Below are 19,998 nucleotides of genomic sequence, written 5' to 3' on the forward strand. Positions count from 1 at the left end.
TTGCAAGTAAATACGTATTGCTTTATTATGCTATTTTAAATGAAACATACAGAAGTATTTATGGCTCGTTTGCAGTCTTGCTTTTCTTTTTTTTGTGGATTTACGTATCTTGGGTAGTGTTTTTATATGGGTTTAAATTTTGCGTATTTTTGGAAAATAAGCACTCGCAAGATGAAGTTCCTACGTAAAAACTCTTATCAGCAAAAAATAATTAAAGGATCCCAAAATGACCCCGCAAAAATTTGAAAAGATAAAACAGACGCTTAAAATTTGGCTCACGGCGATGCTAAAGATCAAGGACAAGCAGCTGCTGCACTACGCATCAAGCCTGAGCTTTCACACGATGCTCTCCATCATCCCCGTGCTGCTCATCTCGCTCTCGCTCTTTACGCAGATGCCAAGCTTTAGCGTCTATTACGCTAAGATTAAGGAATTTATATTCGCTCAGCTGCTACCGTCAAACCAAGACGCGATCTCAAACTACATCGAGACCTTTTTGCAAAACAGCTCGAGCCTTGGCATCCTCGGCCTTGGCGCCATCATCTTTACTTCGATTATGTTTTTTGCCGATTACGAGTACGTCATCAACCGCATCATGCACACGCAAAGCCGCAAATTTTGGAACTCGCTGAGTGCTTATTGGACGCTTATTACTCTAGCTCCCTTAGGGCTTGGGCTTAGTTTTTATCTCTCAAATTTATTTCAAGATATGCTAAACTCCAGCGCCTACACGAAGTGGATAAATTTTCTAAGCATATTCCCCTACCTCATCATTTGGGCGATATTTTGCGTGACGTATCTCATCTCGATAAATCGCCAAATAGCCCTAAAAAACGCGCTTTTTAGCTCATTCGTCGCCTCGCTCATCTGGTATCTTGGCAAAAGCATATTCGTCTTTTACGCCGCAAACAACAAAACCTATCTTAGCATCTACGGTTCGTTTTCGGTGGTGCTGCTCTTTTTCGTGTGGATTTACGTGTCGTGGATCATATTTCTTTACGGCGTGAAGCTGTGCGCGTATCTGGAAAAAGTAGGCGTCGAAGACAAAGAAGCTTAAAAAAGCGCGGCAAAGCAGAGTAAATTTAGCGGCACGATAACGGCGGCTAAAATTTTGCTTTTGACGCTGGCTAAACTTAGCGCATTATAGAGTAAAAACAGCCAAAACGGCACGTTCAAATTTACCCCCTTTGCGCGCCAAGAGAGGAATTCTAGCAAATACTCATCAAGAGCGCCGCCAGCGCCAAACGCGTGCAAAAGCGCGCTAATCGGATAAAACAAGCTAAAAAGCGGCGTGAGCGGTAAGACGGCTAGCTGCTGGGCGCTAACGAGCGGGAAAAAGTAAACCACGGGCAAAATCATCGCCGAAAATACCCAAAAATTTAGCAAGATAGCGTTGCTTAAATTTGAAAATCGTCCGCCAAAGTGCCGCAAATACAGATATATATAAAACACGCCCATGCTTGAGAAGTAAAATCCCACGCTAAAAAGCAGGCTGGGCATCAGCGCTACGGCGGCACAAATCACGACGAAAAGCAGCTCAAAGCTAACGACGAGCACGTTTCTAGCAAGCAAAAATAGAGCCAGCAAGCTCATCAAAAACGCTCGCAAAAAGGACGGCACGAAGCCAATCAGCGCAAGATAGCAAAACAAAACCGCAAAGATCGCGGCCGAGAGGTCAAATTTAGCGTTTCGATACGGAAAATAGCGCGCCTGAAAATAGCGGTAAATCGGGCGCAAAATAAAATATAACGCCCCGAAAATCAGTCCCAAATGATAACCGGAAATCGCGATCAGGTGCGCAACGCCGTAGAAATTTACGTCTTGCCGCAGCTCCTTGCCCACGGGCGCAGCCAGAAACAGCGCGGTAAAAAGCTCGGTCATTTTTTCGCTTTCGTGCTGCGCGGCGATAAACTCAAAAATTTTATCGTAAATTCGCTCCTCGCTCGCGGCGTACCTAAGCTGCGTCACGCCGTAGCTTGGCATATAAAACGAGCCGCTTAGGTACTCTTTAAATTTAACGTTTTTGCTTTCGGCGCCGATTAAAATTTGCTCGTTCGCCTGCGCGTCAAAATCCGCCTGAGTCGTCGTGTAAAAGCTAAAATCATTCGTTTTTAGCTTCAAAACGCGGTAAATTTTACCTTTTACGTTCGTTTTTTCGTAGTTTTGTAAAATTTTAGCTTGAAGGATAACGCCGTTTTGGGATTTAAATTCTCGAAATTTATAGTAGCTAGACCCCAAATTTAGCCCAAAAACGAGCGCGCACGCAAGGCAAAATGTATAAACCTCGCGCGCGCTTTCAAAGATAGATTTACGTTGCGGCTTTTGCAAATTTTGGCTTTAGGCTTCGCATTTTAGGCGTTTGGATTAAACTCCGCCACGTGCGCGGCGCCAAAACTTTTATCGACAAAGCGCGTAAATTCCTTTTGAAATATCACTTCCACCGTGCCGACCGGGCCGTTTCGGTTCTTGCCCACGATGATTTCGGCATCCTCTTCGATCTTGTTGGGGACGAATTTACGCACGTACTCCTTGCCCTCGGCGTGCGCCTTTTTCTCAGCCTCCTTCTCCTCCTGCTCGCGGTAAACCTCGTCGCGGTAGACGAAAAGTATCATGTCGGCGTCCTGCTCTATGGCGCCTGATTCGCGCAGATCGCTTAGCATCGGGCGTTTGTTGGCGCGGGACTCTAGGCTGCGGTTTAGCTGACTAAGCGCGATGATAGGCATGTTTAGTTCGCGTGCTAGCAGCTTTAGTCCGCGCGAGATTTCGGCGATCTGTAGGTGGCGGTCGGAGAAATTTGACGTCGCCATCATCAGGCCGATATAGTCGATGACGCACAGCGTGATCTCGGGGTGGGCGGACTTGAGCTTGCGCATCTGCGTGCGGATCTGGTGGATGTTTACGTAGCCGCTGTCGTAGACGAAAAGCTTGCGGCTAGCCATATCCTCGCACGCGTCGCTTAGGCGCGACCACTCCTCGTCGTCCATTTTAGCAGTCATGATGTTTTGTAGCGGGATCGAAGTTTTGGCGCTTAGCATACGCAGCATGATCTGCTCGGCGGGCATCTCAAGCGAGAAAAACACGACTCCGCCGCCGCGCATCAGTACGTGGTTCATCAAATTTAAGCAGATCGTCGTTTTTCCCATGCCGGGGCGTGCCGCGATGATGATGAGGTCGCCGTGCTTAAAGCCCTTCGTCATCTCGTTTAGCTGGCGAAAGCCCGTGTCGATGCCCACGATGTCCTTATCCTCGAGCAGTTTTTGCTTTTCTAGGTGCGTGATGACGTCTGCGATGATGACAGCAGCGTCTTTGATGGCGCCCGCGCTCTGCCCGTCCACTAGCGAATAAAAACTCTGACTCAGCTCGTCCACCATATCGCGGCTAGGCTTATCCTCGCTCACTTTGCTAGGTATTTGGTGCGCGATTTTTACCAGGCTTCGCTTGATTGATTTTTCTTTGATTTCGTTGGCGTACTTTTTGACGTCCAGGATCGAGTTCGTGCCGATGATCTCGCTCATCACGTTCTCGTCAAATTTGCTCCCCAGCTTGGTTTTTAAAAATCCCGTTTCGACGGGCAAATTTTCATTCAGGCACTTTACCATCGCGTCGTAAATGTCGCCGTGAGCGCGCAGGTAAAAGTCAAACGGGCTTAGGATATCGAAAATCTCGCTTAGATTATCCGCGCTATAGATGATGGATGCGAGGATCGCGCGCTCCATATCCAGGTCGTAAAGGTTGTGAAAATCCACGTCGTTAAATTTATTTTTTGCCACTTTCGCTCCGTTTAAATTTTAATATCTGGCTTCATTTAGCTTTTTGTAGTCGTCGCAGCCAAACTGATCGCCCAGATCGCATGCTTTGCCAAAATACTCTTTGGCTGTTTTGAAATTTTGCTCCACGCCTTTTGCCTCAAGATATAAAGAAGCGACATCGTAGCAAGCGTCAGCGCCCCCTAGATCGCAGGCCTTTTGATAAAGCTCCATCGCCTTTTTGTAGTCTTGTTTCACGGCTTTGCCGCTATTGTATGCATGACCAAGCTGAGCGCAGCCGACAGCGTCTTTTTTATCGCATGTCATTTGCCAAATCTCTATCGCTTTTTTGTAGTCTTGCCTCACGCCCTCGCCGTTGTAATAACTGATACCAAGGAAAGAGCACCCATTGATACTTCCTTTATTGCAAGCGCTCTCAAAGTGCTTTGCCGCTCCTGCCAAGTCTTGATAATAAGATGCCTCCAATCCATATTCAAGCTCTTCTTGCGCCGATAATTCAAAGGCAAAGGCAAAATTTAATAAACCTGCCAAAGCCATCATCACAAAAATAAATTTTCTCATCATTAATCCTTTAAATTTTTATTGATATTTTGATCCGCGTCGGTTAAAAAGCTTTCAAATTTACTCTCTTGATTTTATTTCATCGTCGATCTCGAGTAAAAATCTATCGACCAGCTCGCTCTCGGGCAGCCTCGCGACAACCTCGCCTTTGCGCATTATCATCCCGTTTCCCTTGCCAAAGGCTATGGCTACGTCAGCACCCTTGGCCTCGCCGATCGCGTTTACGACGCAGCCCATCACCGAGACGTTTAGCGGCTCTTTGATGTGCTTGGTTTTCTCCTCGACGAGCTTTACCGCAGCCATCAGATCGGCCTGCAAACGCCCGCAGGTCGGGCACGAGATGATATTTAGCCCCTCTTTTTGGCGGCCGCTATCCTTTAGGATCGCTTTTGCGACTTTGATCTCTTCTTCTAGCTCGCCCGTGATGCTAACTCGCATCGTGTCGCCGATGCCCTCCAGTAGCAGTCCGCCTAGCGCGATCGCGGACTTTATCGTCGCGTGAAAGCTAGTGCCGGCCTCCGTAACGCCTAGGTGAAACGGATACGCCACAAGCGGCCTAAGCGCGCGGTAAGCGGCCATCGTGCGCTCGACGTCGCTTGATTTTAGCGAGATTTTGATATCGGTAAAGTCAAAATCCTCGAGCAAATTTATATTATAAAGCGCGCTTTGCACCATCGCTTCGACCGTGCGACCGTATTTGTCCTCAAACTGCTTTTCTAGCGAGCCTGAGTTTACGCCGATACGGATAGGCAGATTTCGCTGCTTGCACGCGTCCACGACGGCTTTGATGTTCTTTTTCGAGCCGATGTTACCCGGGTTTATGCGGATAGCATCGACAAACTCGCTAACGATCACGGCGTAGTTGTGATTAAAGTGGATGTCGGCGACGACGGGCAGCGGGCTAGCCTTTACTACCTCGCGTAGCGCGGCGGTGTCCTCTTTGTCAAACACTGCGCAGCGCACAATATCGCAACCCGCAAAATAAAGCCTCTGTATCTGCTCTAGCGTGCCTTTTACGTCTTTTGTTTTACTAAACGTCATCGACTGCACCGATATGGGTGCGTCTCCGCCGATCTTTACGTCCCTGATTTTTATCTGTTTTGTGGGATATCTTTGCAAATTTGGCCTTTAATTTTTTAGCCAATTATAAAAAATTTTCTCTTTAAATAGGCTCAAAACTCTGCGCGGAGTTTAAATTTAGCTAAAAAGAGCAAAAACGAAAATGGATTTTTGGATGCATAAGCTAAGCGCCAAATTTAGCGCGGGCTACGCAAAAAGCGCTGCTTATATCTATCGGGCGGTGCGGAAGTAGCGAAATTTTAGGGGCTAAATACGCTTATTTACCCGCTTTTAGCCCGGGCAAGACGCTAGCGATAAAACCTACGGCCGTCAAGCTTAAATTTAAAACCGAATTTAAACGACAAAGATAAATTTAGGCGCCAAAACGCAAGAGGCAACGCCATGAAGCTAGGTTAGGCAACTTAAATTTAAGATAGGCGCTATCAGCCGAGTAAATTTTAACAATAGCTAACGTCCGAAAATTTCCCTCTCGCAGCGCCTAACCAGCTTGCCGCTAAACATCCAAACGGGAAATATATAATGCTCGCTTGAATCTTTCTTTTTAAACCCGAATTTTAGCGTTCTTGCCGCAGCGTTTGCGACCTTGGCGGATTTATCCTTGGTTAGCTGCTCTATAAGCTTTAAATCATACTCGTAAAGCGTGCCTAGTCCGCAAATGCCGACCTGTCTAAAATCGGCCTTTTTATGCGCAAGTGCTGCGATAAAATATTTCGCTGCTCGCAGATCGGGCAGGTGCCTCATGCATATAGCCTCAAGCGCGCGAAGAGCCTCTAAATGCGGCTTGTCGCTAGGATTTCTGCCCAAGAAGTCAAATAAAATTTGTAAAAACGCGGGATGGCCTAGCGCGCTAACGCAATCTCGCCTTTTATTTTGCGAGAACGCCTGCGAATTTATGCGGCGCAGCGCCTCAAACTGCGCCTTTTCGTCATCTCCCGCAAGCGCGGCCGCGTAGTTCTCAAACAGCGGCGAAAGCTCTAACGGCACGCCGTCTAAAAACCGCTTTTGCGTATCCTCGTCAAGCCTTAAAACAAAGCCTTTTAGCAGTAGCTCGTCTAGCATTCTAGGCTTTATTTTGGGCTTTTGCGGATTTGCGGGCGCGTAGTCGCTCTGCTCGCCGCTAATCTCCCGCAGCCTCTCGCACAGGGCTTTTAGCGCGCCCAAATCCTTTAAATGAACGCAAAACATACCCGCCTCGCAGTCGTATTTTAGGCCTTTTATGTCGTGCTTTTTGGCTAGGCTTTTGGCTAAACTTTGCAAATCGTATCCGCCGCAGCCGTTTTTAAAATACGCATCAAAGTAGTGAAAATCAGACGTTACCGCGGCATACGAGCCGTCGCTATGCTCCACCGCCCGGCAAGGGAAAAACTCGTTCATTTGCGTCCTTTGTAAAAATTTAAGCAAAGTATAGCCAAATAAATTCGTATTTTAAATTTAATCTCAAATGGATAAGGCGCAAAATTTAAACGCAAAACGCAAGCGGCGGTATAGCGATGCGGGACGATGCTAAAATTTAAATTTGAGCAAAAAAGATGCGCGCGGCAGTATCTTGCGGTGATTTTTGGGGTCTACTTTGCAAAACTAGCGAAGCGGCGGCGTAGCCGAAGTTTCTATAAAAAGCGTGCAAGAGACGGCGCGCAAAAAATAAGGCGCGGTATTTTTCGCTTTGCTTTGCGCCTTACGCTCGTAACGCTCTGCTTGCAGTAGCGAACGCAGTGAAGCTAAACTTCGCTACGAGGAGACGAGGTAAAATTTCTACTCCGCTACGCTCGTAGCTGCTAGCAGAAGATTTTTAAGCGTAGGCTAGTTTAAAATTTGAGTTAAAGAATGCAGGAGCGGCAGTGTCGCGAGATGGATTTAAATGTCGTGCAGAAATTTTAAGTCGAGATAAGGCATATAGCCTATCGCAGACTTAAAATTTCCTCTGCTTGCAGCTGCGAAACGCAAGTGAAGCAGAAACCCATTTAAAGACGCTCGTGAGACAACGCACAAAAGTCAAAAAGTCAAGTATTCAAGTCCGGATAATCCCACGCATTATACTCATCGCTCGGATTATCATTCTCCGCGCCCTTGCAACACAGCCACTCTAGCCCTCCGCGCCTCTCCATCACGACCTCTTCATCAAGGCCTGCGCTCTTGCTGCCGTTTACCCTGGCATTGACGCACGCCCAGTGATAGCGGTAGATGAGATCGAGCGCTTGCAAGATTTCATCCGTACCGCGCATTTTTACGCGCTCCGAAAAGTCGCCGCCAAAGGTCTTCATTACGAAATTGCAATCGCAGATATCCTTTGGGAAATCTAGCTCTTTTACTAGCCCCATCGCCCAAAGCAGCGCCCACAGCGACTCGTATTTCCAGCCCATATTTACGGCCTCGTCGTAGCTCGCTTCGCCTTCTATGACGCGGCGCTCCATGCGCGTTAGCTTGTTTATGCACCCGAAGCGATTATCTAAAAAATCCTTCGCGCCCTGCCTGTCTTCGTCCGTTAGCTCGCCGTTATCTCTGATCGTGCAAGCGCACATTATCGCGGCAAACGAGCAGATCGCGCGGGCGATAACCTCGTCTTTTTCGCGCGGCGCGACCTCGCCCGTCTCGTATCGTAGCGGCAAGTGGTCTATAAAAGGCGCGCCTTGCGATTTTAAGATTTCGATGCTTATATCCTTGCGCTCCTGCGCGGTTTTACCGATTTTTGCGGCGCTTACGCTTCTTTTTCGCGCGCTATCAGCTCCTTTTTTAAAAAAGTCAAAAATACCCACGCTTCTCCTTTAAATTTGCATAAATTTACGCGGGTATTTTAGCGTATAAACGGAAAATTTAGCGACTTGTCGGCGACAAGTTTACGTAAATTTCAAAAACGTTGCGCTAGAATCCGCATCCATCAAATTTTAAAGGATAAAAAATGAGAAAAATTTTAGCAGTTTCGCTTCTATGCGCGGCGAGAGCGATGTTTGGCGCAAGCGCGGACGAAATCTACGCCGCGGCGCAAGCGACGAAGGCAAAAGGCGATCTTGCGGGCGCGCTCGGCGGTTTTGAGAAGGCTTGCGAGGCGTCGCACGCGGATGCTTGTCGTCGTGCGGGATTAGCCTACGACTACGGCATGGGCGCTACGCAAGATTACGCTAAGGCGGCTAAATTTTACGAAAAATCGTGCGAGTTAAGCGATGCTAACGGCTGCTCGAATTTAGCCGACGTCTACGGCGCAGGCAGGGGCGTGGAGCGCTCGGAGCAAAAATCATTCGAGTTATTTAACAAAAGCTGCGAAATGGGTAGTAGCGGCGGTTGCTACGGACTAGCAGGGCTTTATGAGAGCGGCAAAGGCGCGGAAAAATCAAACGAACAAGCGGCTAAATTTTATAAAAAATCCTGCGAGCTAGGGCTTGATCTAGGTTGCGAAAAGGCAAAGTAAGGTTTATTGGGCGTGGATAAATCCACCCCGACTTTTGCACGATCTAGTCGGCGGCGGCAAATTTTAGCCGTATCCATAAACACGCTTGGATTATTAAATTTGACTAACAATAAGCAATGGAAATTTTAAAATCAGCAAAAGTCGATTTTAAAACTTTTATTTTGTCTGGGATATAAAAAGATGTTAAATTTACGGCAAGACCTTAAATTTAGGGATAAAAACGACCGCGAGCGGAGAAATAACTAAATTTAGGTCTACCGCTCGCTAAAATCCGCAATTTTACTTACCTGCGCAGCTTTTGCAGCGCTCCAAAAGCCTGCGCGCCGCATTTGAGGCTACGATTAGTCCCGCAGCAGACATTATTATATCTTTTAGCACCAGTCGTCCGGCACCCGATAGATACGGGAAGCCGTGATTAGGACTTTCAGTGATGCCGAGCGCCGGATTGCCTAGATTTGGCACCCAAGTCTCAGGCGTAGTTATCAAAAAGCTAAGCGTTACGATAGACATGCCAAACGTCAGCAGCCCGCCGACAAGCCCTAGTTTAGGAAACCAGATGCCAAGCAGCACGAGCGTGCCGATAGTGCAGATCATCGCGCCGATCAGGTACGAAACCGCATAAGTACCGTTTTGTTTATGCCACTCGATGTTTTTAGGCACGACCAAGCCTTCCGGATTTTTGTGTAGGTTGTACTCGGCGACCATTTTGCCCTTACCGTTATCTACGATATCTTTTTTGCTATACATGTAGCTAAAAAACGGGCTATTGGTTACAAACGGCACGATGCCGTCGGCCTCGTATTGCACGACTTTGAGTCCGCCTATCCACGCCATCACGATGAAAATCGCGACGCTAACGTAGTTTACGAAATATTTTTGCGAGCCTGCTAGGGCTTGTAAAAATTTTTGCATTAAGTTCCTTTAGGGTGATTTTTATAATTTTAATTAGACTGTATATTTAAGGCTAGATAAAATTATAACGGGATTATAATTAAATCGTATAAAAATAGGCTTAAAAAAGATAAACATTATCACAAATAAAAATTTAGTTATGTTTAAGCCCTAGAAATAAGATACTACGAGAAATTTATCGGATCCATATCGACGTCAAAGCCGTGTGCGGCGCAGATGCGAGCGGCTTTGATAAGCGGAGCGTGCGAGGCGCAGCGCAGCAAAATCTCAAAACGGTATTTTCCGCCCAGTATTTCGATCGCGCATTTGCCGTGTCCGACTATCTCTAGCGAAGATTCGACGGCGCGTAAATTTTCAAGCTCGGCTACGCAAATTTCAAGCCTTTGTTTTGCCGCCTGCTCGTTTTTTTCAGAAACGACAACGCGCAAAAGCCTAGCAAACGGCGGATATATCGGCTCTCTAGCGAGCATCTCCTCCTCCAAAAACGCGTCGTAATCCGCGATAAAATTTTCAAAAAACTCCCGCTGCCTACTCTGTACGACCACGCGCCCCTCGCCCGAGCGCCCTGCCCTGCCCGCCACCTGCATCGCCAGCGCCAACGTCCGCTCACGAGCGCGAAAATCCGGGAAATTTAGCAGCTCGTCGACGCCCATGATGACGGCAAGATCTACGTTGTGGTAGTCGTGCCCTTTGCTCAGCATCTGCGTGCCGACAAGCGCGTCTATCTCGCCCGCGTTAAAGGCTTTTAGCGTCTTTTCAAGCTTGTTTTGCGTCGTGATCTCGTCGCGGTCAAATTTCTCGATCCTAGCCGCAGGAAACGCCGAGCGCAAGGCTTCCGTCAGCTCATCCGTGCCGATTTTTTTCGCCTCGATCATCTCGCTACCGCACTTCTCGCACGAGCATGTAGCAGACGCCGTAAAGCCGCAGTACTGGCACTTTAGCAGATTTCGCTTTTTATAAAAGCTCATCCCGACGCTACAAAACGGGCACTTTATCGTGCTACCGCACTCGCGGCATGATAGGTAGCGGAAGTTCGCGCGTGTCGGCAGGAAAACGACCGCTTGCTTGCCGCCCGCAAAACTAGCCGCAAGCTCGCCAAGCACGATACCGCTTAGCCCCGTCTCGCTCTCGTCGTAGATAAATTTTTTCTCGCTTTTAAAAAACGTGCCTTTTAGCCTAAAATGCGGCTGTTTAGCAAAGCTGGTTACGCTTGGCGTCGCAGAGCCTAGCACGACTCTTACGTCAAATTTGCTCGCGAGAAATATCGCGAGGTCGCGGGCATTGTAGTGCGGATTTTGCGCGGATTTGTAGCTGTCGTCGTGCTCCTCGTCGACGATGATGAGTCCAAGCTCGCTAAAGGGCAAAAATAGCGCCGAGCGCGCACCGGCGATCAAATTTATCTCGCGACTCTGAAACTTTTGCAGGATTTCACCGCGCTTTTTGGGCGTGATTTTAGAGTGCCACACGCCAAAACTCTCGCCAAAATAGCTCTTTAGCCGCTTCGTCATCTGCGGCGTGAGCGAGATTTCAGGCATCAAAAGCAAAACCTGTTTGCCCGCGAGTAAATATTCGCGAATGAGCGAAAAATAAATCTCGCTTTTGCCGCTTCCAGTATCGCCGAAAATAAGGCTAGTTTTACGGCTTTTGGTAAAATTTAGCGCTTCTTGTTGGGCCGGGTTTAGGCTCGGGGCTTTTAAGAATATTTTAGGCTCTAGTTCGTAGCTTAAATTTGGCGTTTCAAAGGGCTTTTTGTCTGCGACTGATTCTTGGCGATTTATCAAATTTAGCGTTTGTTTTTGAGCCGTTTTTGACGACGAAGCGTCCGCCGATAAACTCGCCTCCCTCAAAGTCGCGCCGCCATTTTGGCTAGCGTTTTTGGCTAAATTTGATTTTAAATTTGCTCGGCATGCACTAGCCTTAGATACGCCGACTACGGAGGTAAATCCAAAGTCCGAATCGCTAGTCTGCGCGGCATCGTTTGGCTCTAGGGTTAAATTTTGCCCCTCTTTTTTACGGATTTTGGCGTTTAAATTTAAGTCGGCACTATCGCCCAAAGCCCGCTCGTTCGCATTTTTTTCGCAAAACACCGGGCACGGCGCGCCTATGTCAAGCGGAGTAAAAAGCCCTGCGGCGACGGATAAATTTACGACGTAATAATGCGAGATAAACTTCAGCAGCGAAATCTGAATCCAAGTTAAGGTCTGCGCGCATACGGCCGATATCTGGGCGGTTTTGAAGCTTGGTTTTGCTACTTGCCTAAAAACGTAGCCTAGCGTTTCTTTGCCTCTAACCGTAACCGTAACCGCGCAAAAAGGCTCTAAATTACCGCCGTAGTGATAAGTGAGCGGCGCCAAATTTAACCCGCTTAACAAAATTTCGTAGTATTTTATCTCATCTTCACACACGGCTTGCCTTTTGTATATTTTGGTATTAGTCGGTTTTTAAATCCGCATTTTACAATAATAATCCCAAAAATCGTTAGTTTCGGTAGCGGCTTAAATTTATGCGCGGTTTGCAGCAGGAGATGCGATTTGCCCTCAGCAAAGCCGCGCCGAAGTTTATTTCGTAATCGGCGGTACCTCGCCTGGTTGCTGTTTCTCATAATCTACCGACTTATCATCTTGTCTCGTTATAACAAATTTACCTTTTGGCTAGCGGTTTTGCTAAATTTTAGCAAAAACCTTAGTCACACTATTTTTTGCACTTAAATTTAATGCATTTTGCTTAAATTTAGGCCGTTTGCGAAGTTAAATTCGGTATTATAAATTTGGCGGCGGTATTTATTTTTACCTCTGGCAGAATCGGTTGCCAATTATTACCGATCAGTCGTTTTGGCTCGCGGCTCAAATTTATCTAGCCTGCGCTTCATTACATCGGTTTTATCTCCACGCCAGAGGTTTTAAATTTGCCCTTTAGCTTGCCCCTATCTTTAAAGCCACTTAAATTCAGTATTTATGTTTGGTTAGACCTCGCTAAATTTTAGGAACGACTTTTGAAATTTGTATTATTCGCTTGCCTTATTGATCCCGTTTGCTTGCTATTATACGTAAAGCCGCGGCAGCATGTATTGTAGTCTATAGAGTTGTGTGACTTTGGCTATTTTTAGATACCATGTCTAGCCTATATCGCCTAATTGCTTTTATGATAGCGACAAATGCCGTATGAAGCGGCAATGTCGTACTCGTAGGCAACCTTTTTTATCTGATTTTATACCAACCAAACCGTTGCAACTTTGATTTGATATTTATTGCTTTTATGGGATTACAGAGTAGACTAGAAAGGGCATGAAGCAAAGCCGACTTTGACGCCTTTTATGCACATCTGCCAAAAAGACGGTTGCTACGCTTAAATTCATTTTGGCTATTTCTTGAGATAGATTTTCAAATAAAGGATTTAATTTGACCATAATATTATATCCTTTAATTTTTGGAATTGCCGTGTATCTTAAGCAGAGATTTTTACTTAAACGGACTTACAAAAAAATAACACATAACGCCATGGCAATTTTTGCGTCACAATAACAAAGCAACAGTGATAAATAAGGCGGATGCAAAAGCTAAAAACGACTTAAAATTTGAGTAAACAAAAACATTGCTAGGCAGCAAGGTTCAATTTCTTATTTTTTTAGTTTTTCTTATGCTACGTATGCCCGAACTATGATTTTTTGCTTGCTAATTAATCATTTACTATTGTAAGCTTTTGTGTTTTAATATTTATTCTACCGCCAAGCCGTAACTAAAATAGCAAAAATACAATAGAATAATCGCTAAAAATTTAAAAACCAATGGAGTATATTTGCAAAAAGGCATACATAGTTAAAATTCGTTTTTTAGTCTTTAAGAAAATTTATTTTATTTATGGAAAAATAAATCACAAAAAACTATATAACAGAGAATATATTTTATAAAATTAAAAGCCGTGAAAAATTCGACTATGTTTTAAAACATAGCCGAAAGATCTTATCTTTGATGTTAATCAAATTTTGGGTAAATTTTCATAGTAGTATACAAACGTCCTAGGACTTAAGCCATTTGCAACCGTTTTAAAAAAGCCGCCTACTCCGTAAGGGCCTTACACAACGACTGACTATGAGGACAGTCAAACGTACCATTTCTAGAATCGTAAGTAAATGATACAGTTTTTGAACCTAGTTTAAAAGTATAATTGTTACCACTTTTTGTCCAGTCTTTTGCACCGCCTTGAATCACGTCATCAAAAGGCACCGAACTACCAGTTTTTTCAAGTTGAGCAGGATAACCAAAACTACCCCTCATCATATTTGCACTGTATTTGTTGATTATACCGCTTCTTATAGAAGCTACATCGCTCCTAGCTCTAGCAATCAAAGCATCATCTCTAGTAGCAAAAATCTTAACCCCTGCTATGCTAGCTAAAATGCCTAAGATAACGATAATAAAAACGAGCTCAAGCATTGTAAAACCACGCCTCATAAAGATTCCTTGATATTAAATTTTATGATTTTACCAAACTTCCTAAAAATATAAAAATACATATTCACTAGGTTTTTTAATATGTTAAAAAATATAGAATATTAGAAAACTAAAAGCATTAAAAAACAAAAACCCAAATCCTTAGAAACAGGATCTGGGTTTATATAGCATTAACTAATCAGATAAAAATTAGCGAACTACGCTGATACCGCCGACTTTGATAGTATGTGCTGTTTTACCGCTACTACTATCAATATATGCCTTAATTTCTTGCATAGCAGGTAAGCTCCAAACGTTATTACATAGACCTCCAGTACCTACTACAGCACCTATTTCAACAGCAGTTGCGTTAGATGGCGGAGTAAGAGTTAAGCAGTTGTCGGTTCTAATTTTTATGGTAGGGCTTACAGATGTCATCTCACCCCATGCTGTAGGACCAACGGCTAGTTTAGCCTGTGAAGTGTAATAAGAATTTAGATCAGATATGACCGTAGAAATATTTGTAGCAGCAGCTGAGATCTCTGCATCATCACGAGTAGCAGTTAGTCTTGGGATAGCAACAGCAGCTAGGATACCTAAAATAACGATCACGAAGATCAACTCGATCATTGTAAAACCTTTTCTCATATGAGACTCCTTGTATTTATTTCTGCATACACTTATGCAGTTGGCGGAATTATATATATAAAATACTTAAAAAAATATAAATTTGTAAAAAATCAATGCAAATTTTAGGAAAAACGTGAATAAATAGCCTATTTTAGCCCATAGTTGCTACTTTATCGTCCGTAAAACGCCTATAAAAGTCTAAAACATAGACAAACACATCGCACTAAAAACATAAAAAGCCAAACAAATGCAGTAAAGCGCACTCTCAAAAACGTGCTAAAGGCCTAAAAAGCAGACTACGGCGACGGAAAATGTATAAATTTAGATATTTTTAGTTAAATTCTTTAGTTAGTTTTTGCGCCAAAGAGCGCAGTTCGCGCTCGCGCTGGTAGTTCTCGTAGCATTTTTGTACATAGGCGCTAAGCAGCTCCTTAACGTCTAGACATCTCTTCCCCCCGGTAAACGTCTCCCACTCTTTTTCAAAGCTTTGGGCAAATTCATCCTCGAGGCTTATATTATAGGATGTGGAGGCTATCTTTACCGTTATTTTTTTCATTAGTCGCGTCGCCTAAATTTACTTTCCAAGTACCGCTTCGATCTTGCGGATAACGTCGTCGCTCTCGGTATTTTTGGTTCTTAGGTCTTCTTCTAGTCGCGCGATTTGGTTTGTTTTGGCTTCGTTTTGGGCTTTGACGCTGATTAGTTCGTTGCGTAGAGATTCGTTTTCTTCGCAGATTTCGTTATATCTAGCCAGCAGGTCGTTTACCTTGTCGGTTAGGGTATTTAGTACTTTATCGTTATCAAACATCTTTTTCCTTAGTTTTGGTATAATTTTATGTAATTGTAACAAAAAAAGCTGATTTTTAAGGTAAAAAATGAAAAATTTTGAAATTTCGTCCAAATTTAGCCCGAGCGAGGATCAGGCCCGCGCAGTCGCTAATATCGTAGCCTCCGTAAGATCGGGCAATAAATACCAAACGCTTCTAGGCGTCACGGGCTCGGGCAAGACCTTTACGATGGCAAACGTGATAAAAGAGCTAAATATGCCCACTCTAATCATGACGCATAATAAATCCCTCGCCGCGCAGCTTTATAGCGAATTTAAGGGCTTTTTCCCTAAAAATCACGTGGAGTATTTCATCAGCTACTACGACTACTATCAGCCCGAGGCCTACATCCCGCGTCAAGACCTTTTCATCGAAAAAGACAGCTCCGTAAACGAAGAACTCGAGCGTCTGCGCCTCTCTGCGACGGCTAGTTTGCTCAGCTTTGACGACGTCGTGTGCATAGCGTCGGTATCGGCCAACTACGGCTTAGGCAATCCTAGCGAATACCAAGGCATGGTCGCATATCTGGGCGTAGGCGAAAATATCAATCAGCGCGCCTTGCTGCAAAAGCTAGTCGACATGGGCTACAAGCGAAACGATAACTACTTCGACCGCGGCGACTTTCGCGTAAACGGCGACGTGGTGGACATCTATCCCGCATACTGGGGCGACGAGGCTCTTCGTATCGAGTTTTTCGGCGATGAGATCGATGCGATGTATCACTTTGACGTGTTAGAAAACAAAAAGCTAAAAGACGTGGGTAAATTTACGCTTTATGCCACGAGTCAGTTTATCGTGGGCGCAGACCGCCTAAAAATCGCGATCAAACAGATCGAAGAGGAGCTAGAAGAGCGGCTAAAAGAATTTAATGAGCAAGGCAAGCTCGTAGAGGCTCAGCGCCTAAAACAGCGAGTGGAATTTGACCTAGAGATGATGAGTAGCACGGGCATGTGCAAGGGCATCGAAAACTACGCGCGCCACCTAACCGGGCAAAAGGCGGGAGAGACGCCCTACTCGATGTTTGATTATTTCGAGCTGGGAGGCAAGGACTACCTAGTCATCGTGGACGAAAGCCACGTGAGCCTGCCGCAGTTTCGCGGTATGTACGCGGGTGACCGCAGCCGCAAAGAGGTGCTGGTGGAGTACGGATTTCGCCTACCGTCCGCACTAGATAACCGTCCGCTTAAATTTGACGAGTTTATAAACAAACGCGCCAAATTTCTTTTCGTCTCGGCGACCCCTAACGAATACGAGATAAATTTAAGCTGCGGCCACGTCTACGAGCAAATTTTACGCCCGACCGGACTGCTTGATCCCTTGATCGAGATAAAAAACAGCGAAAATCAGGTGGAGATTTTATTTGACGAGGCAAAAAAAACCATCGAGAGAAACGAGCGCGTGCTAGTCACCGTGCTAACCAAAAAGATGGCCGAGGAGCTCAGCCGCTACTACACCGAGCTTGGCATCAAGGTCAAATACATGCACTCAGACATCGACGCCGTCGAGCGAAACGAGATCATCCGCGGACTGCGCGGAGGCGAGTTTGATATGCTTATCGGCATAAATTTGCTAAGAGAAGGGCTTGACCTGCCCGAGGTTAGCCTCATAGCCATCATGGACGCCGATAAGGAGGGCTTTTTACGCTCGACGACGAGTCTAATACAAACGATGGGGCGCGCGGCTAGAAACGTAAACGGACGGGTGCTGATGTTTGCCAAAAAGATCACCAAATCCATGCAAGAAGCGATGGATACGACGCTAGCGCGCCGCAAGATGCAAGACGAATACAACCGCGCCCACGGCATCACGCCGCGCTCGGCTAGCCGAAACATCGAGGAGAGCCTGCACGTCGAGGATGAGGGCGAGATATATAAACGCGGCAAAAATCTGGAAAAAATGCCTGCCGCCGAGCGAGCGAGCATAATCAAAGAGCTAAGAAAACAGATGCTAGAAGCCGCAGAGCAGCTGGAGTTTGAGAAGGCGGCGGCATTGCGAGATGAAATCGCCAAGATACGTAAACTATGAAGGCGTTGTCTTTTGCGTATCTTTAAATGAGTTTGCTAAAATTTTGCTCGGCGGACTACCTGTCCAGCCTACGCAAAATTTTATCTACACAACATTTAAATCTATCGCAAAATACTTCCGCCTTATCGTTTTGCGTTCAAATTTGTGATCCAATTTGGCTAAATTTTGTAAATTTGGCTTCAAAGAATTTTTAAATTTTATGAGCGAAAAGCTTTCGTCCCGAAAATTTGAGCTGAGTTTGTAACGAAGCCAAATTTTCGTGCCGCGATTTATCGCGGGCGCGAGCGACAACCGCTTTGAGCGAGTGAAATTTTAAAAATTTTATAAAACTTATACTAAAATTAGTCCCTTGTGCAAAGAATAACCGTTTAAGATTACTCTTTGCTTGTTGTAAAGGGGATGGGGCTTGGATTTTGCTTCCCTTGCGGTCGCAACTGCAAGTAGACACGAAGTCGCTCCCCACCCTCTACCCCTACGAAGCTTTTAAGGCGACAACACTACTTTACCTTGCAGACAAAGTGTCACAAATTTAGAAACAAATTTGGCTTTAAATTTTAACCAAACAAAAATTTAGTACCGTCAAGACTCGGGTCTAAGCGAGTAAAATTTCAAATTTTAGTCAAATTTAGCCTCAAATTTCGGCAAATTTTACTCTCCATCCTCGATATTTTCCTGCATAAAAACCCGCATACTCGGAAACTCGAGCGCGCAAAGACGGCCAAAATCTTGCTTATAAACGCAGCCCGTGTCGATATTTGCGCTAAATTCCGTGATATCGGGCCCCGCGATCGGCGTATGGCCGTAGACATTAAAGACGCCTTCATTTTGGCTAAAATCGCCTCTGCCGCAAAGTACATGCCGCCTGAACTCCGCCGCGCTATCGCCGTGCGAGTTGCGTAGCGCCCACATCCGCCCAATCGCCGAATGCGACGCGACGAGCCGCCTGCCCTGAGCGTTTTTAAACTCGGCAAGCTCCAAATAAAGTGGCAAATTTGATAAAAACTCTATATGCGCGAGCTTTTGTGCGCGGCTGGCTTTGGCGTAGGAGGCGAAAGTCTGCGCGCCGCCGTTGAGGAAAAACCAGCGCGGATCGCTAGGCGTTTCGCCGCGCAAAAATGCGTCCTTGTGTTGCAAAAGACGGTACTCGTGATTGCCCATCACGGCTGAGTAACCGCGCCGCATCGCTAGCTGCACGACCTCAAAACTTCCCTCGCCGCGGTCTATCAGATCGCCGACGAAGCAAATTTTAGAATCAGCGCCGCACGGCAAGCAATCTATCAGGGCGCAAAGGGTTTTATAGCAGCCGTGAACGTCGCCGATGAGGTAAATTTGGTCGTTCATCTTTTCCTTTTCTTGTAAATTTACTTAAATTTTAGCAAAGTTTAGCCAACGGGGCATAAAAACAGCGTATCAAAACTACATAAATTTAGTCGTTAAATTTAAGCGCCCTCACTCGCCGATTACTAACATCACGCCAAGCGCTATCATCGTTACGCCGACGAAAAACTCCAAAATTTTCCATGCGGCGGGCTTTTGAAACAACGGCGCTAAAAATCTAGCTCCGTATCCGAGCAAAAAGAAAAACGCAAACGACGCGCACATCGCGCCCGCGCCAAAGAGTCCCGCGCACTCGCTAAATTTCGTAGAAACCGAGCCCAAAAGTACGACCGTATCAAGGTATACGTGCGGGTTTAGCCACGTAAAAGCTAGCGTAAGAAGCGCCGTTTTAACCGCACTGCGTGCCTCCTCGCCATCTGCCGTTAGCGCATGCGAGGCGCTAAACGCGCTATAAAGACTTCGTAGCCCGTAAATGCTCAAAAATACAAATCCTCCCCAAAGCGCGGCGGTTTTGATGATAGGGTAGCGCTCAACCACGTAGCCAAACCCTGATACTCCCGCAAAAATCAGCGCGGCGTCGCTAAGCGCGCAGATAGCGCAAACTAGAAAAATATGCTGTTTTTTGATGCCTTGTTTTAGTACGAAGGCGTTTTGCGCTCCGATAGCTAAAATCAGCGAGAGCCCGAGCGAAAAACCAGAGAAAAAGGCGTTGAAAGAAATCATTTTATCACTTATATTTTGTTTTTTAAATTTTTGACCGAAATGCGTGTAACCAAAAACTCGGCGAAGTAAAATTTGCCGCACGCGTATATTTTTGTAAATTTGCTCGCCGAATTTAGCAATTTCAAGATGCGGGTCTGGGCGGGTAAAATTTGAAGCTAAATTTATAAATTTGAACGTAAAACGATAAGGCAAAATATTTTTCTACTTCGCTACGCTCGTAGCTTTTCAAGAGGTTCTAGACGAGGCGCTTTTAAATTTGGCGACGGGAGTTACCTTGTTGGTAATGACCCAGCCAAATTTAC

Annotated in this window: 19 protein-coding genes; 5 read left to right on the forward strand and 14 right to left on the reverse strand. The window is 45.7% G+C overall.

What is annotated here, in order from left to right:
• Window positions 1-188: YhjD/YihY/BrkB family envelope integrity protein (locus tag RYL88_RS02920; protein ID WP_314988890.1), on the forward strand; the 188-nt coding region annotated here is incomplete at its 5' end.
• A 38-nt stretch (window positions 189-226) separates the two neighbouring features.
• Entirely contained in the window at window positions 227-1,057 is an 831-nt protein-coding gene (locus RYL88_RS02925) for a YihY family inner membrane protein (protein WP_314988891.1), read from the forward strand.
• Here the strand turns inward: RYL88_RS02925 and RYL88_RS02930 are convergent.
• The 6 genes from RYL88_RS02930 to RYL88_RS02955 form a co-directional block, all read right to left on the reverse strand.
• Window positions 1,054-2,328, reverse strand: a complete 1,275-nt coding sequence (locus tag RYL88_RS02930) for a ComEC/Rec2 family competence protein (protein ID WP_314988892.1) — start codon at window positions 2,326-2,328, stop codon at window positions 1,054-1,056. The genes RYL88_RS02925 and RYL88_RS02930 overlap by 4 nt on opposite strands.
• A gap of 23 nt (window positions 2,329-2,351) precedes the next feature.
• A complete protein-coding gene (locus RYL88_RS02935; RefSeq protein ID WP_314988893.1) occupies window positions 2,352-3,770 on the reverse strand; it encodes a replicative DNA helicase in 1,419 nt (472 codons plus the stop codon).
• A gap of 18 nt (window positions 3,771-3,788) precedes the next feature.
• On the reverse strand, window positions 3,789-4,328 hold the full coding sequence (locus tag RYL88_RS02940; RefSeq protein WP_314988894.1) for a tetratricopeptide repeat protein: 540 nt from the start codon (window positions 4,326-4,328) through the stop codon (window positions 3,789-3,791).
• Between the two features lie 60 nt (window positions 4,329-4,388).
• Window positions 4,389-5,447, reverse strand: coding sequence for a flavodoxin-dependent (E)-4-hydroxy-3-methylbut-2-enyl-diphosphate synthase (ispG, locus tag RYL88_RS02945; RefSeq protein WP_297965995.1), 1,059 nt, complete (start codon window positions 5,445-5,447; stop codon window positions 4,389-4,391).
• A 408-nt stretch (window positions 5,448-5,855) separates the two neighbouring features.
• The gene (locus tag RYL88_RS02950) at window positions 5,856-6,782 is read right to left on the reverse strand and encodes a hypothetical protein (RefSeq protein WP_314988895.1); all 927 of its coding nucleotides are present in this window, start codon (window positions 6,780-6,782) and stop codon (window positions 5,856-5,858) included.
• A 626-nt stretch (window positions 6,783-7,408) separates the two neighbouring features.
• Window positions 7,409-8,161: a DUF4272 domain-containing protein gene (locus tag RYL88_RS02955; protein ID WP_314988896.1), complete on the reverse strand. Its 753-nt coding sequence runs from the start codon at window positions 8,159-8,161 to the stop codon at window positions 7,409-7,411.
• Window positions 8,162-8,304: 143 nt separating this feature from the next.
• Here RYL88_RS02955 and RYL88_RS02960 point away from each other — a divergent pair, with 143 nt between their 5' ends.
• Window positions 8,305-8,811, forward strand: coding sequence for a tetratricopeptide repeat protein (locus tag RYL88_RS02960; RefSeq protein WP_297965990.1), 507 nt, complete (start codon window positions 8,305-8,307; stop codon window positions 8,809-8,811).
• A gap of 279 nt (window positions 8,812-9,090) precedes the next feature.
• Here the strand turns inward: RYL88_RS02960 and RYL88_RS02965 are convergent, their stop codons facing one another.
• From RYL88_RS02965 to RYL88_RS02990, 6 genes are all read right to left on the reverse strand, one after another.
• Window positions 9,091-9,723 carry a DUF417 family protein gene (locus tag RYL88_RS02965; protein WP_297967452.1) on the reverse strand — a complete coding sequence of 211 codons (633 nt, stop codon included), beginning with the start codon at window positions 9,721-9,723 and terminating at the stop codon, window positions 9,091-9,093.
• A gap of 164 nt (window positions 9,724-9,887) precedes the next feature.
• The gene (locus RYL88_RS02970) at window positions 9,888-12,128 is read right to left on the reverse strand and encodes a primosomal protein N' (RefSeq protein ID WP_314988897.1); all 2,241 of its coding nucleotides are present in this window, start codon (window positions 12,126-12,128) and stop codon (window positions 9,888-9,890) included.
• 1,650 nt (window positions 12,129-13,778) lie between these two features.
• Entirely contained in the window at window positions 13,779-14,174 is a 396-nt protein-coding gene (locus RYL88_RS02975; protein ID WP_314988898.1) for a prepilin-type N-terminal cleavage/methylation domain-containing protein, read from the reverse strand.
• A 189-nt stretch (window positions 14,175-14,363) separates the two neighbouring features.
• A complete protein-coding gene (locus tag RYL88_RS02980) occupies window positions 14,364-14,801 on the reverse strand; it encodes a prepilin-type N-terminal cleavage/methylation domain-containing protein (protein WP_314988899.1) in 438 nt (145 codons plus the stop codon).
• Between the two features lie 313 nt (window positions 14,802-15,114).
• On the reverse strand, window positions 15,115-15,339 hold the full coding sequence (locus RYL88_RS02985) for a hypothetical protein (RefSeq protein ID WP_295144485.1): 225 nt from the start codon (window positions 15,337-15,339) through the stop codon (window positions 15,115-15,117).
• Window positions 15,340-15,357: 18 nt separating this feature from the next.
• Window positions 15,358-15,591, reverse strand: coding sequence for a hypothetical protein (locus RYL88_RS02990; protein ID WP_002946661.1), 234 nt, complete (start codon window positions 15,589-15,591; stop codon window positions 15,358-15,360).
• Window positions 15,592-15,658: 67 nt separating this feature from the next.
• Between RYL88_RS02990 and uvrB the strand changes: the two genes are divergently transcribed.
• Window positions 15,659-17,635 (forward strand): excinuclease ABC subunit UvrB, encoded by a 1,977-nt coding sequence (uvrB, locus tag RYL88_RS02995; RefSeq protein WP_314988900.1) that lies wholly within the window; start codon window positions 15,659-15,661, stop codon window positions 17,633-17,635.
• Window positions 17,607-17,783 carry a hypothetical protein gene (locus RYL88_RS03000; RefSeq protein ID WP_314988901.1) on the forward strand — a complete coding sequence of 59 codons (177 nt, stop codon included), beginning with the start codon at window positions 17,607-17,609 and terminating at the stop codon, window positions 17,781-17,783. The genes uvrB and RYL88_RS03000 overlap by 29 nt, the downstream gene beginning before the upstream one ends.
• Before the next feature lie 500 nt (window positions 17,784-18,283).
• Here the strand turns inward: RYL88_RS03000 and RYL88_RS03005 are convergent, their stop codons facing one another.
• Together RYL88_RS03005 and RYL88_RS03010 are read right to left on the reverse strand one after the other, a co-directional pair.
• The gene (locus RYL88_RS03005) at window positions 18,284-18,976 is read right to left on the reverse strand and encodes a metallophosphoesterase (protein ID WP_314988902.1); all 693 of its coding nucleotides are present in this window, start codon (window positions 18,974-18,976) and stop codon (window positions 18,284-18,286) included.
• Between the two features lie 108 nt (window positions 18,977-19,084).
• Window positions 19,085-19,696 (reverse strand): LysE/ArgO family amino acid transporter, encoded by a 612-nt coding sequence (locus RYL88_RS03010; RefSeq protein WP_369011026.1) that lies wholly within the window; start codon window positions 19,694-19,696, stop codon window positions 19,085-19,087.
• Window positions 19,697-19,998: the final 302 nt, after the last annotated feature.

It is taken from the genome of uncultured Campylobacter sp., assembly GCF_963517995.1.
In the GTDB taxonomy this organism is placed as follows: domain Bacteria; phylum Campylobacterota; class Campylobacteria; order Campylobacterales; family Campylobacteraceae; genus Campylobacter_A.